This is a genomic window from Streptosporangium nondiastaticum (genome assembly GCF_003011965.1).
GTDB lineage: Bacteria > Actinomycetota > Actinomycetes > Streptomycetales > Streptomycetaceae > Streptomyces > Streptomyces nondiastaticus.
In genome coordinates this window covers 1-13607 of the sequence record NZ_PXWG01000046.1, presented here as the reverse complement: position 1 = coordinate 13607, position 13607 = coordinate 1, and the positions used below count along the sequence as shown (strand labels likewise).

Here is a 13607-nt window from a genome sequence, read left to right as displayed (position 1 = left end):
TAGGGTGGCGCCATGTCGACCCACGCCCAGCGCGAACGTCTGCTCCTCGCCGATCTGTTGGAGTCGGCGGGCCCGAACGCCCCGACGCTCTGCGACGGCTGGCGGACGCGTGACCTGGCGGCCCACGTCGTCGTGCGGGAACGCCGCTCCGACGCCGCCGCCGGGCTCGTGTTCAAGCCGCTGGCCGCGCGCCTGGACCGGGTGCAGGCGGAGTTCGCCGCCAAGCCGTACGAGGAGCTGATCCAGCTCATCCGCACCGGGCCGCCGCGGCTGTCGCCGTACGCCCTCAAGCAGATCGACGAGGCCGCGAACACCGTCGAGTTCTACGTGCACGCCGAGGACGTGCGCCGGGCCCAGGAGGACTGGGCCCCGCGCGAGGTGGACCCCGTCTTCGCGGACGCCCTCTGGTCCCGCCTGGAGCGGGTGGCCCGGATGCTCGGCCGCCGCTCCCCCGTCGGCCTGGTCCTGCGCCGCCCCGACGGCCGTACGGCGGTCGCCCGGCGCGGTGCGCCCGTCGTCACCGTCACCGGGGAGCCCGGCGAGCTGACCCTCTTCGTGTTCGGCCGCCAAGCCGCCGCCCGGGTGGAGCTTGACGGCGACAAGGACGCGGTGGCGAAGCTGGAGGGGGCACGGCTGGGAATCTGAGGGTCCGCGCCGGACCCCGACCCCCGAGGTGCCCCTGCCATGGCCTACACCAGCAGACCCGCCCACGCCGCCGCCCCGGCCACCACCGCGCTCTCCCCGGCCGGCTTCTCGCTCGGGGTCCTGCTCCTGCGGCTGATGCTCGGCATCATCATGGTCGCGCACGGCACGCAGAAGCTCTTCGGCTGGTTCGACGGCCCCGGCCTCGACGGCACGGCGCGGGGCTTCGAGGCCTGGGGCTATCCCATGCCCAAGGCGATGGCGGTCATCGCCGGCCTCAGCGAGACGCTCGGCGGCGCGGGCCTCTTCCTCGGACTCCTCACGCCGCTCGCCGCGGCCGCCGTGCTGGGCACGATGGTCAACGCGCTCGGGGTGACGTGGGACGGCGGTTTCCTCCTGCCGAAGGGCGTGGAGTTCACCCTGCTGGTGGCCGTTTCGGCGGCGGCGCTCGCCCTCACGGGCCCGGGCCGGTACGCGGCGGACGCGTACCTGCCGGTGGTGCGGCATCACCGGCTGTCGTACGGGGTCGCGGCGATCGCCCTGGCCCTGGTGGTCGGGGCGGTGTTCCTGCTGATCCGCGACTAGCCGGGCTCCCGTCCGACGGCGGGAGTCCGGCGGAACGGGCCACCACCGCGATGATCCGCCGCACGCGGTTAGCGGACCGGGTGACCCGACTCGCGCAGGGCCGTCTTGACGTCGGCGATCCGCAGGTCGCCGAAGTGGAAGACCGACGCGGCCAGGACCGCGTCCGCGCCCGCCTCCACCGCCGGGGCGAAGTGCTCCAGGCGGCCGGCGCCGCCGCTCGCGATGACCGGGACCGTGACGTGCTTGCGCACGGCGCGGATCATCTCGGTGTCGTAGCCGTCCTTGGTGCCGTCGGCGTCCATGGAGTTCAGCAGGATCTCGCCGGCGCCGAGCTCCGCCGCGCGGTGGGCCCACTCGACGGCGTCGAGGCCGGTGCCGCGGCGCCCGCCGTGGGTGGTGACCTCGAAGGAGCCCGACGGCGTACGGCGGGCGTCCACCGACAGGACCAGGACCTGCCGGCCGAAGCGTTCGGCGATCTCGCGGATCAGCTCGGGCCGCTCGATGGCCGCCGTGTTGACGCCGACCTTGTCGGCGCCGGCCCGCAGCAGCTTGTCGACGTCGGCCGCGGTGCGGACGCCGCCGCCGACGGTCAGCGGGATGAAGACCTGCTCGGCGGTGCGGCGCACCACGTCGTAGGTGGTCTCGCGGTTGCCGGAGGAGGCGGTGATGTCGAGGAACGTCAGCTCGTCGGCGCCCTCCTGCCCGTAGACCTTGGCCATTTCCACGGGGTCGCCCGCGTCGCGCAGGTTCTGGAAGTTGACGCCCTTGACGACCCGGCCGTTGTCGACGTCCAGGCAGGGGATGACTCGGACCGCGAGGGTCATGTGCTCGTTGCTCCTCGGTACGCTTCCAGCTCTGCTTCGACCAGCACGCGCGAGTCGACGAACCCGGAGACGACGACCAGGGTCGCCGCCGGCCGGACCGCGTCGAAGATCTCCTTGTGGGCGCGGCAGACCGCGTCCACGTCCCGCGCGTGGGTCAGATACGTCCGGGTCCGGACGACGGCCTCGGGGCCGAGGGCGAACCGCTCCAGCGCGGCGAGGGCGTTGCCGAAGGCCGCCTTCGCCTGCTCGTACGGATCGCCCTCGCCCACCAGCACGTTTCCGGTGAACGGCATGCTGCCGGACACCAGGACCCGGTCCCCCGCCGCGACGGCGTGCGCACAACCGAACATCTCTTCCCAGGGACTGTCGCTCTGCACACGCTGCACGGCTTCGGTCATGCGGACACAGCCTCCAGGGCCTCTTCCAAGGTGAACGCCTTGGCGTAGAGGGCCTTTCCGACGATGGCGCCTTCGACACCCTCCGGTACCAGGTTGGCGATCGCGCGCAGATCGTCAAGGGAGGAAACCCCGCCGGAGGCGACGACCGGCTTGTCGGTGGCGGCGCAGACGTTCTTCAGCAGCTCCAGGTTGGGGCCCTGGAGCGTGCCGTCCTTGGCGATGTCGGTGACGACGTAGCGGGCGCAGCCCTCGCGGTCGAGGCGGGCGAGGGTCTCGTAGAGGTCGCCGCCGTCGCGGGTCCAGCCGCGGCCGCGCAGGGTGGTGCCGCGGACGTCGAGGCCGACCGCGATCTTGTCGCCGTGCTCGGCGATGACCTTGGCGACCCACTCGGGGGTCTCCAGGGCGGCGGTGCCGAGGTTGACGCGGGTGCAGCCGGTGGCGAGGGCGGCGGCGAGCGAGGCGTCGTCGCGGATGCCGCCGGACAGCTCGACCTTGATGTCCATGGCCCCGGCCACCTCGGCGATGAGCTCGCGGTTGTCACCGGTGCCGAACGCGGCGTCCAGGTCGACCAGGTGCAGCCACTCGGCGCCCGAGCGCTGCCACGCGAGGGCCGCCTCCAGCGGGGAGCCGTACGAGGTCTCGGAGCCGGACTCGCCGTGGACGAGGCGCACGGCCTGGCCGTCGCGGACGTCGACGGCGGGGAGGAGTTCGAGCTTGCTCACAGGGTTCCGATCCAGTTGGTGAGGAGCTGGGCTCCGGCGTCGCCGGACTTCTCGGGGTGGAACTGGGTGGCCCACAGGGGGCCGTTCTCCACGGCGGCCACGAAGGGCTCGCCGTGCGTGGCCCAGGTGACCTTGGGGGCGCGGATGTTGGGGTTGGTGACCTCGAGGCTCCACTCGCGCACCGCGTAGGAGTGCACGAAGTAGTAGCGGGTGTCCGCGCCGAGGCCGGCGAAGAGCTGGGAGTCCTCGGCGGGGGTGACGGTGTTCCAGCCCATGTGCGGGACGACGTCGGCCTTGAGGGGCTCCACGAGGCCGGGCCACTCGTCGAGGCCTTCGGTCGCAACGCCGTGTTCGATGCCGCGCTCGAAGAGGATCTGCATGCCGACGCAGATGCCCATCACGGGGCGGCCGCCGGAGAGGCGGCGGCCGACGATCCAGTCGCCGCGGGCGGCGCGCAGGCCCTGCATGCAGGCGGCAAAGGCGCCGACGCCGGGGACGAGGAGGCCGTCGGCGTTCATCGCCTTCTCGTAGTCGCCGGTGATCTCGACGTCCGCGCCGACGTGGGCGAGGGCGCGCTCGGCGGAGCGGACGTTGCCGAAGCCGTAGTCGAAGACGACGACCTTCTTCGGGGCGCTCATGACCAGATTCCTTCGATGCGGAGGGTGCCGGCGGTCAGGCACATCGCGGCGCCTATGCCGAGGAGCACGATGATGCTCTTGGGCATGCCCTGCTTGAGGAAGGAGATGATGCCGCCGACCAGGAACAGGCCGACGACGATGAGCGTGGTGGACAGGCCGTTCACTAGAGCGCACCCTTCGTCGACGGGATGATCCCGGCCGCGCGGGCGTCGCGTTCGCACGCGTAGCGCAGGGCCCGGGCGAGCGCCTTGAACTGGCACTCCACGATGTGGTGGGCGTTGCGCCCGTAGGGGACGTGCACGTGCAGGGCGATCCGGGCCTGCGCGACGAAGGACTCCAGGATGTGCCGGGTCATCGTCGTGTCGTACGTGCCGATCATGGGCGCCATGTTCTCGGGCTCGGTGTGCACGAGGTAGGGGCGGCCGGAGAGGTCGACGGTGACCTGGGCGAGGGACTCGTCCAGGGGCACGGTGCAGTTGCCGAAGCGGTAGATGCCCACCTTGTCGCCGAGGGCCTGCTTGAAGGCGGCGCCCAGCGCGAGGGCGGTGTCCTCGATGGTGTGGTGGGTGTCGATGTGCAGGTCGCCGTCGGTCTTGACGGTGAGGTCGAAGAGGCCGTGGCGACCGAGCTGGTCGAGCATGTGGTCGTAGAAGCCGACCCCGGTCGACACGTCGACCTGCCCGGTCCCGTCGAGGTCGATCTCGACGAGGACGGAGGTCTCCTTGGTGGTGCGCTCGACGCGCCCAACGCGGCTCATGAGTGGTTCTCCTTGCGAATGGCGCGTACGGCGTCCAGGAAGGCGTCGTTCTCCTCGGGCGTGCCGGCGGTGACGCGCAGCCACCCCGGGACGCCGTTGTCCCGTACCAGGACACCGTGGTCGAGGATGGCCTGCCAGGCGGCGTGGCTGTCGTCGAAGCGCCCGAACTGCACGAAGTTGGCGTCGGAGTCGGTCACCTCGCAGCCCATCGCGCGCAGCTCGGTGACGAGGCGGTCGCGTTCGGCCTTGAGCTGCTCGACGTAGCCGAGCAGGGTGTCGGTGTGCTCCAGGGCGGCGAGCGCCGTGGCCTGGGTGACGGCCGACAGGTGGTACGGCAGGCGCACGAGCTGGACGGCGTCGACGACCGCGGGGTCCGCGGCGAGGTAGCCGAGGCGGAGCCCGGCCGCGCCGAAGGCCTTGGACATGGTGCGGGAGACGACGAGGTTCGGGCGGCCCGCGATGAGGGGCAGCAGCGAGGGGCGGTGGCTGAACTCTCCGTACGCCTCGTCGACGACGACGAGCGACGGCCGGGCCGCCTGCGCGGCCTCGTACAGCCGCAGGACCGTCTCCGCCTCGACCGCCGTGCCCGTGGGGTTGTTGGGCGAGCAGATGAAGACGACGTGGGGGCGGTGCTCGGCGATGGCGCGCTCGGCGGCCGGGGTGTCGATGGTGAAGTCCGCGCTGCGGGCGCCGGAGATCCAGCCGGTGCCGGTGCCGCGGGAGATCAGGGCGTGCATCGAGTACGAGGGCTCGAAGCCCATGGCCGTGCGGCCGGGCCCGCCGAAGGTCTGCAGCAGCTGCTGGAGGACCTCGTTGGAGCCGTTGGCGGCCCAGACGTTCGCGGTGGTGACCTCGTGGTCCGTGGTGCGGGTGAGGTACTTGGCGAGCTCGGTGCGCAGCTCGACCGCGTCCCGGTCGGGGTAGCGGTTGAGGTGCCGGGCGGCCTCGGCGACGCGCTCGGCGATGCGGGCGACGAGGGGGTCGGGCAGCGGGTAGGGGTTCTCGTTGGTGTTCAGGCGTACGGGCACGTCGAGCTGGGGGGCGCCGTACGAGGACTTGCCGCGCAGCTCGTCCCGGATGGGGAGATCGTCAATACCGGTCACTTGCTTTCCGGGACCTTCCAGTCACTGTGCTTGTCCAGTTCGCCTTCGGCAAAACGCGCCTTGACCGCCGCGCCGTGGGCGGGCAGGTCCTCGGCTTCGGCGAGCGTCACGACGTGGCCCGCGACCTCGGCCAGGGCCTCGCGGGTGTAGTCGACGACGTGGATGCCGCGCAGGAAGGACTGCACGGACAGCCCGGAGGAGTGGCAGGCGCAGCCGCCGGTGGGCAGCACGTGGTTGGAGCCGGCGGCGTAGTCGCCGAGGGAGACGGGGGCGTAGGGGCCGACGAAGATCGCGCCGGCGTTCCGCACGCGGGCGGCGACGGCCGCGGCGTCCGCGGTCTGGATCTCCAGGTGCTCGGCGCCGTAGGCGTCGACGACGGCGAGGCCGTGGTCGACGGAGTCGACCAGGACGATGCCGGACTGGCGGCCGCCGAGCGCGGGCACGATGCGGTCCTCGACGTGCCGGGTCATGGCGACCTGGGTCTCCAGCTCCTTCTCGACCGCCGTCGCGAGCTCTTCCGAGTCGGTGACGAGGACGGAGGCGGCCAGCGGGTCGTGCTCGGCCTGGCTGATCAGGTCGGCGGCGACGTGCACGGGGTCGGCGGTCGCGTCGGCGAGGACGGCGATCTCGGTGGGGCCGGCCTCGGCGTCGATGCCGATGCGGCCCTTGAGCAGCCGCTTGGCGGCGGCGACCCAGATGTTGCCCGGGCCGGTGACCATGTTGACCGGGCGGCACTCCTCGGTGCCGTAGGCGAACATGGCGACGGCCTGGGCGCCTCCCGCCGCGTACACCTCATCGATGCCGAGCAGCGCGCAGGCGGCCAGGATCGTGGGGTGCGGCAGGCCGCCGAAGGCGGCCTGGGGCGGCGAGGAGACGGCCATGGAGCCGACGCCGGCCTCCTGGGCCGGCACCACGTTCATGATCACGGACGAGGGGTAGACGGACCGGCCGCCCGGCACGTACAGCCCGACGCGCTGGACGGGGACCCAGCGCTCGGTGACCGTGCCGCCGGGGACGACCTGGACGGTCGTGTCGGTGCGGCGCTGCTCGCGGTGGACGATGCGGGCGCGGCGGATGGACTCCTCCAGCGCGGCGCGCACGGCCGGGTCGAGCTCCTCCAGGGCCTTGGTGATCGCCGCGGCGGGGACCCGCACCCGGTCGATCTTCACTCCGTCGAAGCGCTCCGCGTAGTCGATCAGGGCCGCGGTGCCCCGATGATGCACGTCCTCGCAGATGGGCCGCACCTTCTCCAGGGCGGCCTCGACGTCGAGTTCGGCTCGGGGCAGCAGGTCGCGGTCGACGCCGGCCTCGGAGGAGGCGGCACCGCGCAGATCGATTCGGGAGATCACACGGTAATTGTCTCAGACCCGCCCCGTCGCACCGCGCCCCGTACCACTCACTGGTACAGGTGTTTCACCGAGAGTGTTCAACCGGTCACCCGGAGGGAATGGGGATGGTACACCGAGGTGCACGGGACGGGAGGGGGTGCGGAGCGTGACCGACCCGCGAGACGGCGGCCCGCCGCCGGAGCTGGGGCTGACCGCGATCGAGCAGGCGATGTGGAAGGCGTTCCGTGCGGGCCGCACGCACGACCTGCGCACGCCCCGGCCCGAGTGGAACGACCCGCGCGGCCCGCACGCGTGGGGCCCCGAGCGCAGCGTCCGGGCCCGCGTCGTGGCCCTGCTCCTGCTGGACGGCCCGCCCCCGCTGCCGGGCCGGGTGACCGCCCTCAAGCTGAACGGCGTGCAGATCACCGGCACGCTCGACCTCTCCGGCGGCAGGGTCGTGCCCTACGTCGAAATGCACAACTGCCGCTTCGAGCAGGAGGTGCTCCTGCCCGAGAGCCAGTTCACCACCCTGCGCCTGATCGCCTGCTCGCTGCCCCGGCTGGAGGCCGCCCGGCTGCGCACCGAGGGCGACCTGCACCTGCCGCGCTGCGTCGTCCAGCGCGGCATCCGGCTGACCGACGCCCAGATAGGCACCGACCTCCTGCTCAACCAGCTGGTCGTGCGCCCCGACCGGCGCGGGGTCTCCATAGCGGCCGACGGGATGAGCGTCGGGCAGGACATGCAGGCGGAGATGATGCGCTCGTACGGCGAGCTCAGCATGCGGGCCGCGACGATAGGGGTCTCGCTGAGCCTGCGCGGCTCCACGCTGAGCAACCCCCACGGCAGACGCGCCTTCAACGCCCCGCAGCTGACCGTGGAGCGCACCCTCTACCTGACGGGCGCGGGGGTCGGCGGCTATCCGTTCACGACCGGCACCACTCCCCCGTACGGCATCACCACCACCCCGCAGCACGGCGTCCGCACGCAGGCCTTCGAGTGCCGGGGCGGGGTGCGGCTGGACGACGGCCGGTTCGGCGACGCCGTCGACTTCAGCCAGGCCCGGTTCGCGCTGGAGGCCGACCAGGAGCTGTCGCTGCGCCGCATCCAGACGCCCGAGCTGCGCTTCCTCGGCGAGTGGGCGCAGCGCGGCCGCGTGGTGCTCTCCGGCGCCCGCGTCTCCAACCTGGTCGACCGCTACGACAGCTGGCCCGGGCCCGGCAGCCTGGTGATGGCCGGCTTCGCCTACGAGACGCTGATACCGCTCGGCCACTTCCCCCTCGCTCTGCGGCTGGAGTGGGTGGCCGCCGCCACGCCCGAGTACGCCCCCGAGCCGTACGAGCAGCTGGCGGGCGCCCTGCGCGACAGCGGCGAGGACGCCGACGCCCGGGCCGTCCTCCTCGCCAAGCAGCGCCGCCGCCGCGAGACGCTGCCCCCGGCCGGCAAGGCCTGGGGCTACCTCCAGGACTGGATGGTGGCCTACGGCTACCGGCCCGGCCGGGCGGCCGTGTGGATGGCCGTGCTGTGGGCCGCCGCCACCGTCTACTTCACCCTGCGGCCCGTGCCGCCGCTGAAGGAGGGCGAGGGCCCCGCCTGGAACCCCTGGCTGTACGCCCTCGACCTGCTCGTGCCGGTCATCGATCTCGGGCAGGGCAACGCCTGGCGGCCCACGGGCCTCACCCAGTGGGTGGTCGCGGCGCTGATCCTGCTCGGGTGGATGCTCGCGACGACCGTGGCGGCGGGCGCCTCCCGGCTGCTGCGCCGGCAGTGAACGCCCGGGCGGCACCGGTGCACAGGCCATTAGGCTTACCGGCTGTGACCACCGCGCGCCTGCCCCTCTTCCCGCTGAACTCGGTGCTGTTCCCCGGGCTCGTCCTGCCCCTGAACGTCTTCGAGCAGCGGTACCGCGCGCTGATGCGCGACCTGTCGGCGCTTCCCGAGGAGGAACCGCGCCGCTTCGGCGTCGTCGCCATCCGCGACGGCAGCGAGGTCGCGCCCACGGCGCCCGGCCTGCCCGAGGGCGCCCGCCCCGAGCCCGGCCCGGCGTCCGGCTTCGGCCCCGACCCGCTCAAGGCGTTCCACACCGTCGGCTGCGTGGCGGAGGCGGCCACCATCCGCGAGCGCACCGGCGGCACGTACGAGGTCCTCGCCACCGGCACCACCCGCTTCCGGCTGCTGTCCGTCGACGCCTCCGGGCCGTACCTGACGGGTGAGGTCGAGGACATCGCGGAGGAGCAGGGCGAGGGCGCGGGCGCGCTCGCCTCCGGCGTCGTCCGGGCCTTCCGCGCCTACCAGAAGCGGCTCGCCGGGGCGACCGAGCGCACGCTCGCCGGGCAGACCGACCTGCCGGGCGAGCCGTCCGTGCTCTCCTACCTCGTCGCCGCGGCGGCCATGCTCGACGTCCCGGCGAAGCAGCGGCTCCTGGAGACGCCGGACACCGCGACGCGGCTCGCGCGCGAGCTGAAAATCCTGCGCGCCGAGACCGCGGTGATCGGTAAGCTCCCGTCGCTGCCGGCCACGGACCTGATCCGGCAGCCGACGAACCCCAACTGACCCGGACGGAACGGACTCTTGGCGCGCAAGCAGCGATCGAACCCGGGCTCCGGCTCGACCCCGGCCATCGTCGCCCTGGAGAAGGCGGGGACCGCCTTCACCGTGCACTCCTACGACCACGACCCGGCCACCGCGTCCTACGGGACGGAGGCCGCGGAGGCCCTCGGCCGGGATCCCGCGCAGGTCTTCAAGACCCTCGTCGCCGAGGTCGACGGCGCGCTGACGGTCGCCGTCGTGCCCGTCTCCGGCTCCCTCGATCTGAAGGCCCTCGCGGCGGCCGTCGGCGGCAAGCGGGCGGCGATGGCCGACCCGGCGGCCGCGGAGCGCACGACGGGGTACGTACGGGGCGGGATCTCGCCGCTCGGCCAGCGCCGGCGGCTGCCGACCGCGCTGGACGCCTCCGCGCGCTCCCACGCGACCATCTGCGTCTCGGCCGGGCGCCGGGGCCTGGAGGTCGAGCTCTCGCCCGGTGACCTGGCCGCCCTCACGGACGCGGTGATCGCGCCGATCGCCCGCGGGTGACCCTGCGGGTGCGGGGGGTCTGGACGGCCGCCCGTCCCTCGGCTACGACCGTCGGAGCGGGACGCCGCGCGTGCGGCCCGCGATCCGGGAGGGACGCCCATGTCGAAGCGCACCCGCAAGCGTCGCTGGCGCCTGAAGAAGAACCGAGCGAATCACGGCCGCAGGCCGGCGTAGGCCCTTGCGCGCCGCCGCGGCGGGCCGTCCGGCCCCCGGCCCTCCGCAGGAGGAAACGGTGAAAGGGCGGGGCCGGGGCTACTCCCCCGCCGCGGCGGCGCGCAACCCCCGCCGGAGGTGACCGGCGGTGCCGGACCCGCTCAGGCCGGGCCGTCCGGATCCCCGGACGGAGTCCAGTCCGGCACCGGCTCCGGGTCCCGCGGCCCGAACAGCGCCGTCAGAACCAAGTGCACCGCCATCGCCGCCAGCGGCCACGCCAGCAGCGCCCCCTTGGCCGCGAGTTTCAAAGGCGCGTCGAAGACGACACCGCGCCCCGCCGCACGCGCGGCCGCCACCACGTCCGACGTGGGGCCCAGCCACATGCCGAGGCGCCAGGCGACCAGCGAGGCGAGGAAGGACCCCGCGGCCAGCCCGACCACGAGCGGAACTCCCCCGCGGCGCCGCAGCCAGAAGACGACGGCCCCGCTGAGCGCGCCGAACCCGAGGGCCAGCAGCGCGAACGTGCCGTCGGCGCCGATGGCCTGCTCGCCCTCGCTGTTCTTCAGGTAGACGGCCTTGCCGTCCGAGATGAGCGGGACCCGCGGCGCGAGCCACGCCCACAGCAGCCCCAGCAGCACGCCGGAGACCGCCACCACCGCGGCGATGACCGCGGCCTGCCGCAGTTCGGCACGCGCCTCGGCGCGCATCTCGGCACGGCGCTCGGCCTCGTCCGCGGGGACGAACGCGTCGCCGGGCGCGGGCTCCGTGGGCCCGGCCCCGGTGCCGGGCTCGTTCGAGGGCGGGTCATGCGGCGTCAGCGGTGCGGTCACCCTGTCATCGTGCCAGGTCGGCGCCGCGGACCCGGCGGCAGGACCGTCCTGGCGCGTCACCGCACGGCCGCCCGGCGGTACGCCCACGTGGCGACGGCCAGCGAGACCACGCCGACGGCCGCGCACACGCCGAGGTCGGCGGCGACCACGGCCCAGTCGGGGCGCGCGTCGAAGCTGCGGGCGAGCGCCTCCACCCCGTAGGTGGAGGGGAGCAGGTCGCGGGCGTAGGCGATGGGCGCGGGCATGTGCGCGGCGGGCAGCACGCCCAGGAGCAGCGCCGCCGACATGCCGAGCTGTCCGCAGAGCGTGGCCAGCTCCTGGCGCGGTGCGAGCAGCCCGAGGGCCGCGCCGAGGCCGGCGAGGGCCGCGCCGGAGAGCGGGACGACCGCGGCGAGCACCCACAGGTGGGCCATGGGGAGGCCGAAGAGCGCGCTGCCCACGACGGCCGTGACGGCGGTGCCGGGCACGGTGAAGGAGGCGTACGCGGCGGCCGCGCCGAGCACGACGGCCGCGGGCGGCACGGGCAGCGTCGCGTAGTGGTCGAGACCGCCGCTCGCGCGCAGCTGGCCGAAGTACTGGGCGAGGAGGTTGAGGGCGACGAAGGCCACGACGAGCACGCTGGAGCCGGCCACGACGGCCCGCGCCTCGTCGCCGCCGTCCACCACGCCCCGCATCATGATCATGATGCCGACGGACTGGAACGTCGCGACGAACAGCAGGGGGATCCGTGCGACCCGGGCCCGCGAGAGCTGCGCGCGGTACACGGCGGCCAGGGCGGGCAGCAGCTTCGCCCGGGGCGCGAGCGGGGCGGCGCCGTCGCCGCCGGACCGCGGCCGGGAGTCGCTCCCGGACCTGACCGCCCCAGGGGTCACCGCTTCTGCGGACACAGCACTCACCCGGCACAGCTCCTGTTCAGTCCGGTCGGCAGGGCTCTCGTCACGCCTTCACCAGCCCTTCCGCGCCCTCCGCGCGGCCGCCGAGCGCGAGGTACACGTCCTCCAGGCTGGGGGTGGTGAGGGTGAAGTCGTCGAGCGCGGCGAAGGCGGGCCCGCCGGTCACGGCGGCGACGGCGGCGCGCGCCTCGGCGGGGGCGAGCCGCAGCGTCCAGCGCCGGCCGGCGGCCTGCGCGGCGTCGCGCAGGGCGGCGACCTCGGGGACGTGCAGGGGGGCCTCGGCGCGCCAGACGAGCTCGACGCGGACCTCGTCGCCGACGAGCTCCTTCAGCCCGGCGGGCGTGTCGCAGGCGATGATCCGGCCGCGCTCCAGCACGGCGACGCGGTCGAGGACGGTCTCGGCCTCGATGACGTTGTGGGTGACGAGCAGGACGGTCGTGCCGTGCTCGGCGCGGCGTCGGTCGACGGCGGCCCAGACGGCGCGGCGCGCGACGGGGTCCATGCCGGCGGTGGGCTCGTCGAGGACGAGGACGGGCCGGTCGCCGACGAGCGCGGCGGCGAAGCAGGCGAGGCGGCGCTGGCCGCCGGAGAGCTTCTTGAGGGGGCGCCCGGCGATCGGGGCGAGGCCCAGTTCGTCCAGGACGGCGTCGCGCTCGGCGCGGGCCGCTCGCAGGCTCAGGCCGCGGAGCCGGCCGGTGGTCTCGGCGGCCAGGGCGACGGTCAGCTCGTCGAGGGCGGTGGACTCCTGGCCGAGGTAGCCGACGAGGCGCGCGGCGCGCTCGGGGTGGCGCACGAGGTCGTGGCCGAGGAGCTCGACGCTGCCCTCGTCGGGGCGGAGCAGTCCGGTCAGCTGGCGGACGAGGGTGGACTTGCCGGCGCCGTTGGGGCCGAGCAGTCCGAAGATCTCGCCGCGCCGGACCTCCAGGTCGATGCCGTCGCTCGCGCGTACGGCGTCGGTGCCGGGCGCGCCGCGGCGGCCGCGCGCGGCGGGGTAGGTCTTGACCAGGCCGCGCACGGTGCACACCGTGGCGGCTGCAGCCGCCTCTTTCACGCCCGTCCTCACGAGCTATGAGGGTACGCGGTGGGACGCGCGCCCCGGCCGTCGGGGCGGCCCGGGCGCGGAGCGTGGCGCGGTCAGTCGCCCGCCGGTGCCTTCTCGGCCGCCGTGCGGGTGTCGATTTCGCGCCAGAAGCCGGCCCGGATGGCATAGCGGTCGTGCTCGTCGATCTGGTCGTCCTTGTGGGCGAGCAGGCCGAAGCGGGCGGCGTAGCGCAGCAGCTCCCCGTCAATGCGGTGCGGGATGCGGGGGTATTCGGTGGAGAGGTGCTGCAGGTGGACGGGGTCGGGGAGGCGCTCGGCCCAGCGCCGGGCGAAGACCTGGCCGACCTCGAAGGGGTCGCCGCCGACGGTGGTGATGTCCTCCTCGCGGTCGGCCCAGCGCTGCTCGGCGCTGGTGAGCTGGGCGAGCATCGGGAGCGAGGCGGTTTCGGGGGGCTCTCCGGGGCCGCCGGTGCCGGGCCGCTCGATCCAGCCCTTGTCGGAGGACCAGCGCAGGGTGGCGTTGGCGGCGAGGGCGGAGCCGTTGCTCTGGCCGGAGGCGCCGCCCGGGCCGCCGCCGGGCCCGCCGGACCGGTCGGCGGGCTGGCCGGCGAGGCCGCGGCC

Annotated in this window: 17 protein-coding genes; 5 read left to right on the top strand and 12 right to left on the bottom strand. The window is 74.1% G+C overall.

What is annotated here, in order from left to right:
• Window positions 1-12 precede the first annotated feature (12 nt).
• Both B7P34_RS18320 and B7P34_RS18315 read left to right on the top strand, forming a co-directional pair.
• The gene (locus tag B7P34_RS18320) at window positions 13-645 is read left to right on the top strand and encodes a TIGR03085 family metal-binding protein (protein WP_106677827.1); all 633 of its coding nucleotides are present in this window, start codon (window positions 13-15) and stop codon (window positions 643-645) included.
• A gap of 39 nt (window positions 646-684) precedes the next feature.
• A complete protein-coding gene (locus B7P34_RS18315; protein WP_106677826.1) occupies window positions 685-1227 on the top strand; it encodes a DoxX family protein in 543 nt (180 codons plus the stop codon).
• Window positions 1228-1295: 68 nt separating this feature from the next.
• Here B7P34_RS18315 and hisF read toward each other — a convergent pair whose 3' ends face one another.
• The 8 genes from hisF to hisD are packed head-to-tail and all read right to left on the bottom strand — an operon-like array spanning window position 1296 to window position 7018.
• A complete protein-coding gene (gene hisF / locus B7P34_RS18310; protein ID WP_106677824.1) occupies window positions 1296-2051 on the bottom strand; it encodes an imidazole glycerol phosphate synthase subunit HisF in 756 nt (251 codons plus the stop codon).
• Window positions 2048-2449: a Rid family hydrolase gene (locus B7P34_RS18305; RefSeq protein WP_106677823.1), complete on the bottom strand. Its 402-nt coding sequence runs from the start codon at window positions 2447-2449 to the stop codon at window positions 2048-2050. Before B7P34_RS18305 ends, hisF begins: the two co-directional genes overlap by 4 nt.
• Complete coding sequence (priA, locus tag B7P34_RS18300; RefSeq protein ID WP_106677822.1) at window positions 2446-3171, bottom strand: bifunctional 1-(5-phosphoribosyl)-5-((5-phosphoribosylamino)methylideneamino)imidazole-4-carboxamide isomerase/phosphoribosylanthranilate isomerase PriA; 726 nt, start codon at window positions 3169-3171, stop codon at window positions 2446-2448. Before priA ends, B7P34_RS18305 begins: the two co-directional genes overlap by 4 nt.
• Entirely contained in the window at window positions 3168-3809 is a 642-nt protein-coding gene (gene hisH, locus B7P34_RS18295; protein ID WP_106677820.1) for an imidazole glycerol phosphate synthase subunit HisH, read from the bottom strand. The genes priA and hisH overlap by 4 nt, the downstream gene beginning before the upstream one ends.
• Window positions 3806-3973: a hypothetical protein gene (locus B7P34_RS37535; RefSeq protein ID WP_189382868.1), complete on the bottom strand. Its 168-nt coding sequence runs from the start codon at window positions 3971-3973 to the stop codon at window positions 3806-3808. The genes hisH and B7P34_RS37535 overlap by 4 nt, the downstream gene beginning before the upstream one ends.
• Window positions 3973-4566: an imidazoleglycerol-phosphate dehydratase HisB gene (gene hisB / locus B7P34_RS18290; RefSeq protein WP_106677819.1), complete on the bottom strand. Its 594-nt coding sequence runs from the start codon at window positions 4564-4566 to the stop codon at window positions 3973-3975. The genes B7P34_RS37535 and hisB overlap by 1 nt, the downstream gene beginning before the upstream one ends.
• The gene (locus B7P34_RS18285; protein ID WP_106677817.1) at window positions 4563-5669 is read right to left on the bottom strand and encodes a histidinol-phosphate transaminase; all 1107 of its coding nucleotides are present in this window, start codon (window positions 5667-5669) and stop codon (window positions 4563-4565) included. The genes hisB and B7P34_RS18285 overlap by 4 nt, the downstream gene beginning before the upstream one ends.
• On the bottom strand, window positions 5666-7018 hold the full coding sequence (gene hisD, locus B7P34_RS18280) for a histidinol dehydrogenase (RefSeq protein WP_106677816.1): 1353 nt from the start codon (window positions 7016-7018) through the stop codon (window positions 5666-5668). Before hisD ends, B7P34_RS18285 begins: the two co-directional genes overlap by 4 nt.
• A gap of 145 nt (window positions 7019-7163) precedes the next feature.
• On the opposite strand from hisD, the gene B7P34_RS18275 reads away from it, so the two are divergent.
• The 3 genes from B7P34_RS18275 to ybaK are packed head-to-tail and all read left to right on the top strand — an operon-like array spanning window position 7164 to window position 10069.
• Entirely contained in the window at window positions 7164-8765 is a 1602-nt protein-coding gene (locus B7P34_RS18275; protein ID WP_106677815.1) for an oxidoreductase, read from the top strand.
• A 44-nt stretch (window positions 8766-8809) separates the two neighbouring features.
• Complete coding sequence (locus tag B7P34_RS18270) at window positions 8810-9547, top strand: LON peptidase substrate-binding domain-containing protein (RefSeq protein WP_106677814.1); 738 nt, start codon at window positions 8810-8812, stop codon at window positions 9545-9547.
• Between the two features lie 18 nt (window positions 9548-9565).
• Window positions 9566-10069: a Cys-tRNA(Pro) deacylase gene (ybaK, locus tag B7P34_RS18265; protein ID WP_106677811.1), complete on the top strand. Its 504-nt coding sequence runs from the start codon at window positions 9566-9568 to the stop codon at window positions 10067-10069.
• A gap of 314 nt (window positions 10070-10383) precedes the next feature.
• Here the strand turns inward: ybaK and B7P34_RS18260 are convergent, their stop codons facing one another.
• The 4 genes from B7P34_RS18260 to B7P34_RS18245 form a co-directional block, all read right to left on the bottom strand.
• A complete protein-coding gene (locus tag B7P34_RS18260; protein ID WP_106677809.1) occupies window positions 10384-11052 on the bottom strand; it encodes a hypothetical protein in 669 nt (222 codons plus the stop codon).
• 56 nt (window positions 11053-11108) lie between these two features.
• Window positions 11109-11948: an ABC transporter permease gene (locus tag B7P34_RS18255; RefSeq protein ID WP_106677807.1), complete on the bottom strand. Its 840-nt coding sequence runs from the start codon at window positions 11946-11948 to the stop codon at window positions 11109-11111.
• Window positions 11949-11988: 40 nt separating this feature from the next.
• The gene (locus B7P34_RS18250; protein ID WP_223267977.1) at window positions 11989-13008 is read right to left on the bottom strand and encodes an ABC transporter ATP-binding protein; all 1020 of its coding nucleotides are present in this window, start codon (window positions 13006-13008) and stop codon (window positions 11989-11991) included.
• Window positions 13009-13079: 71 nt separating this feature from the next.
• Window positions 13080-13607 (bottom strand): hypothetical protein (locus tag B7P34_RS18245; RefSeq protein ID WP_223267976.1); only part of this gene is annotated, 528 nt, incomplete at its 5' end.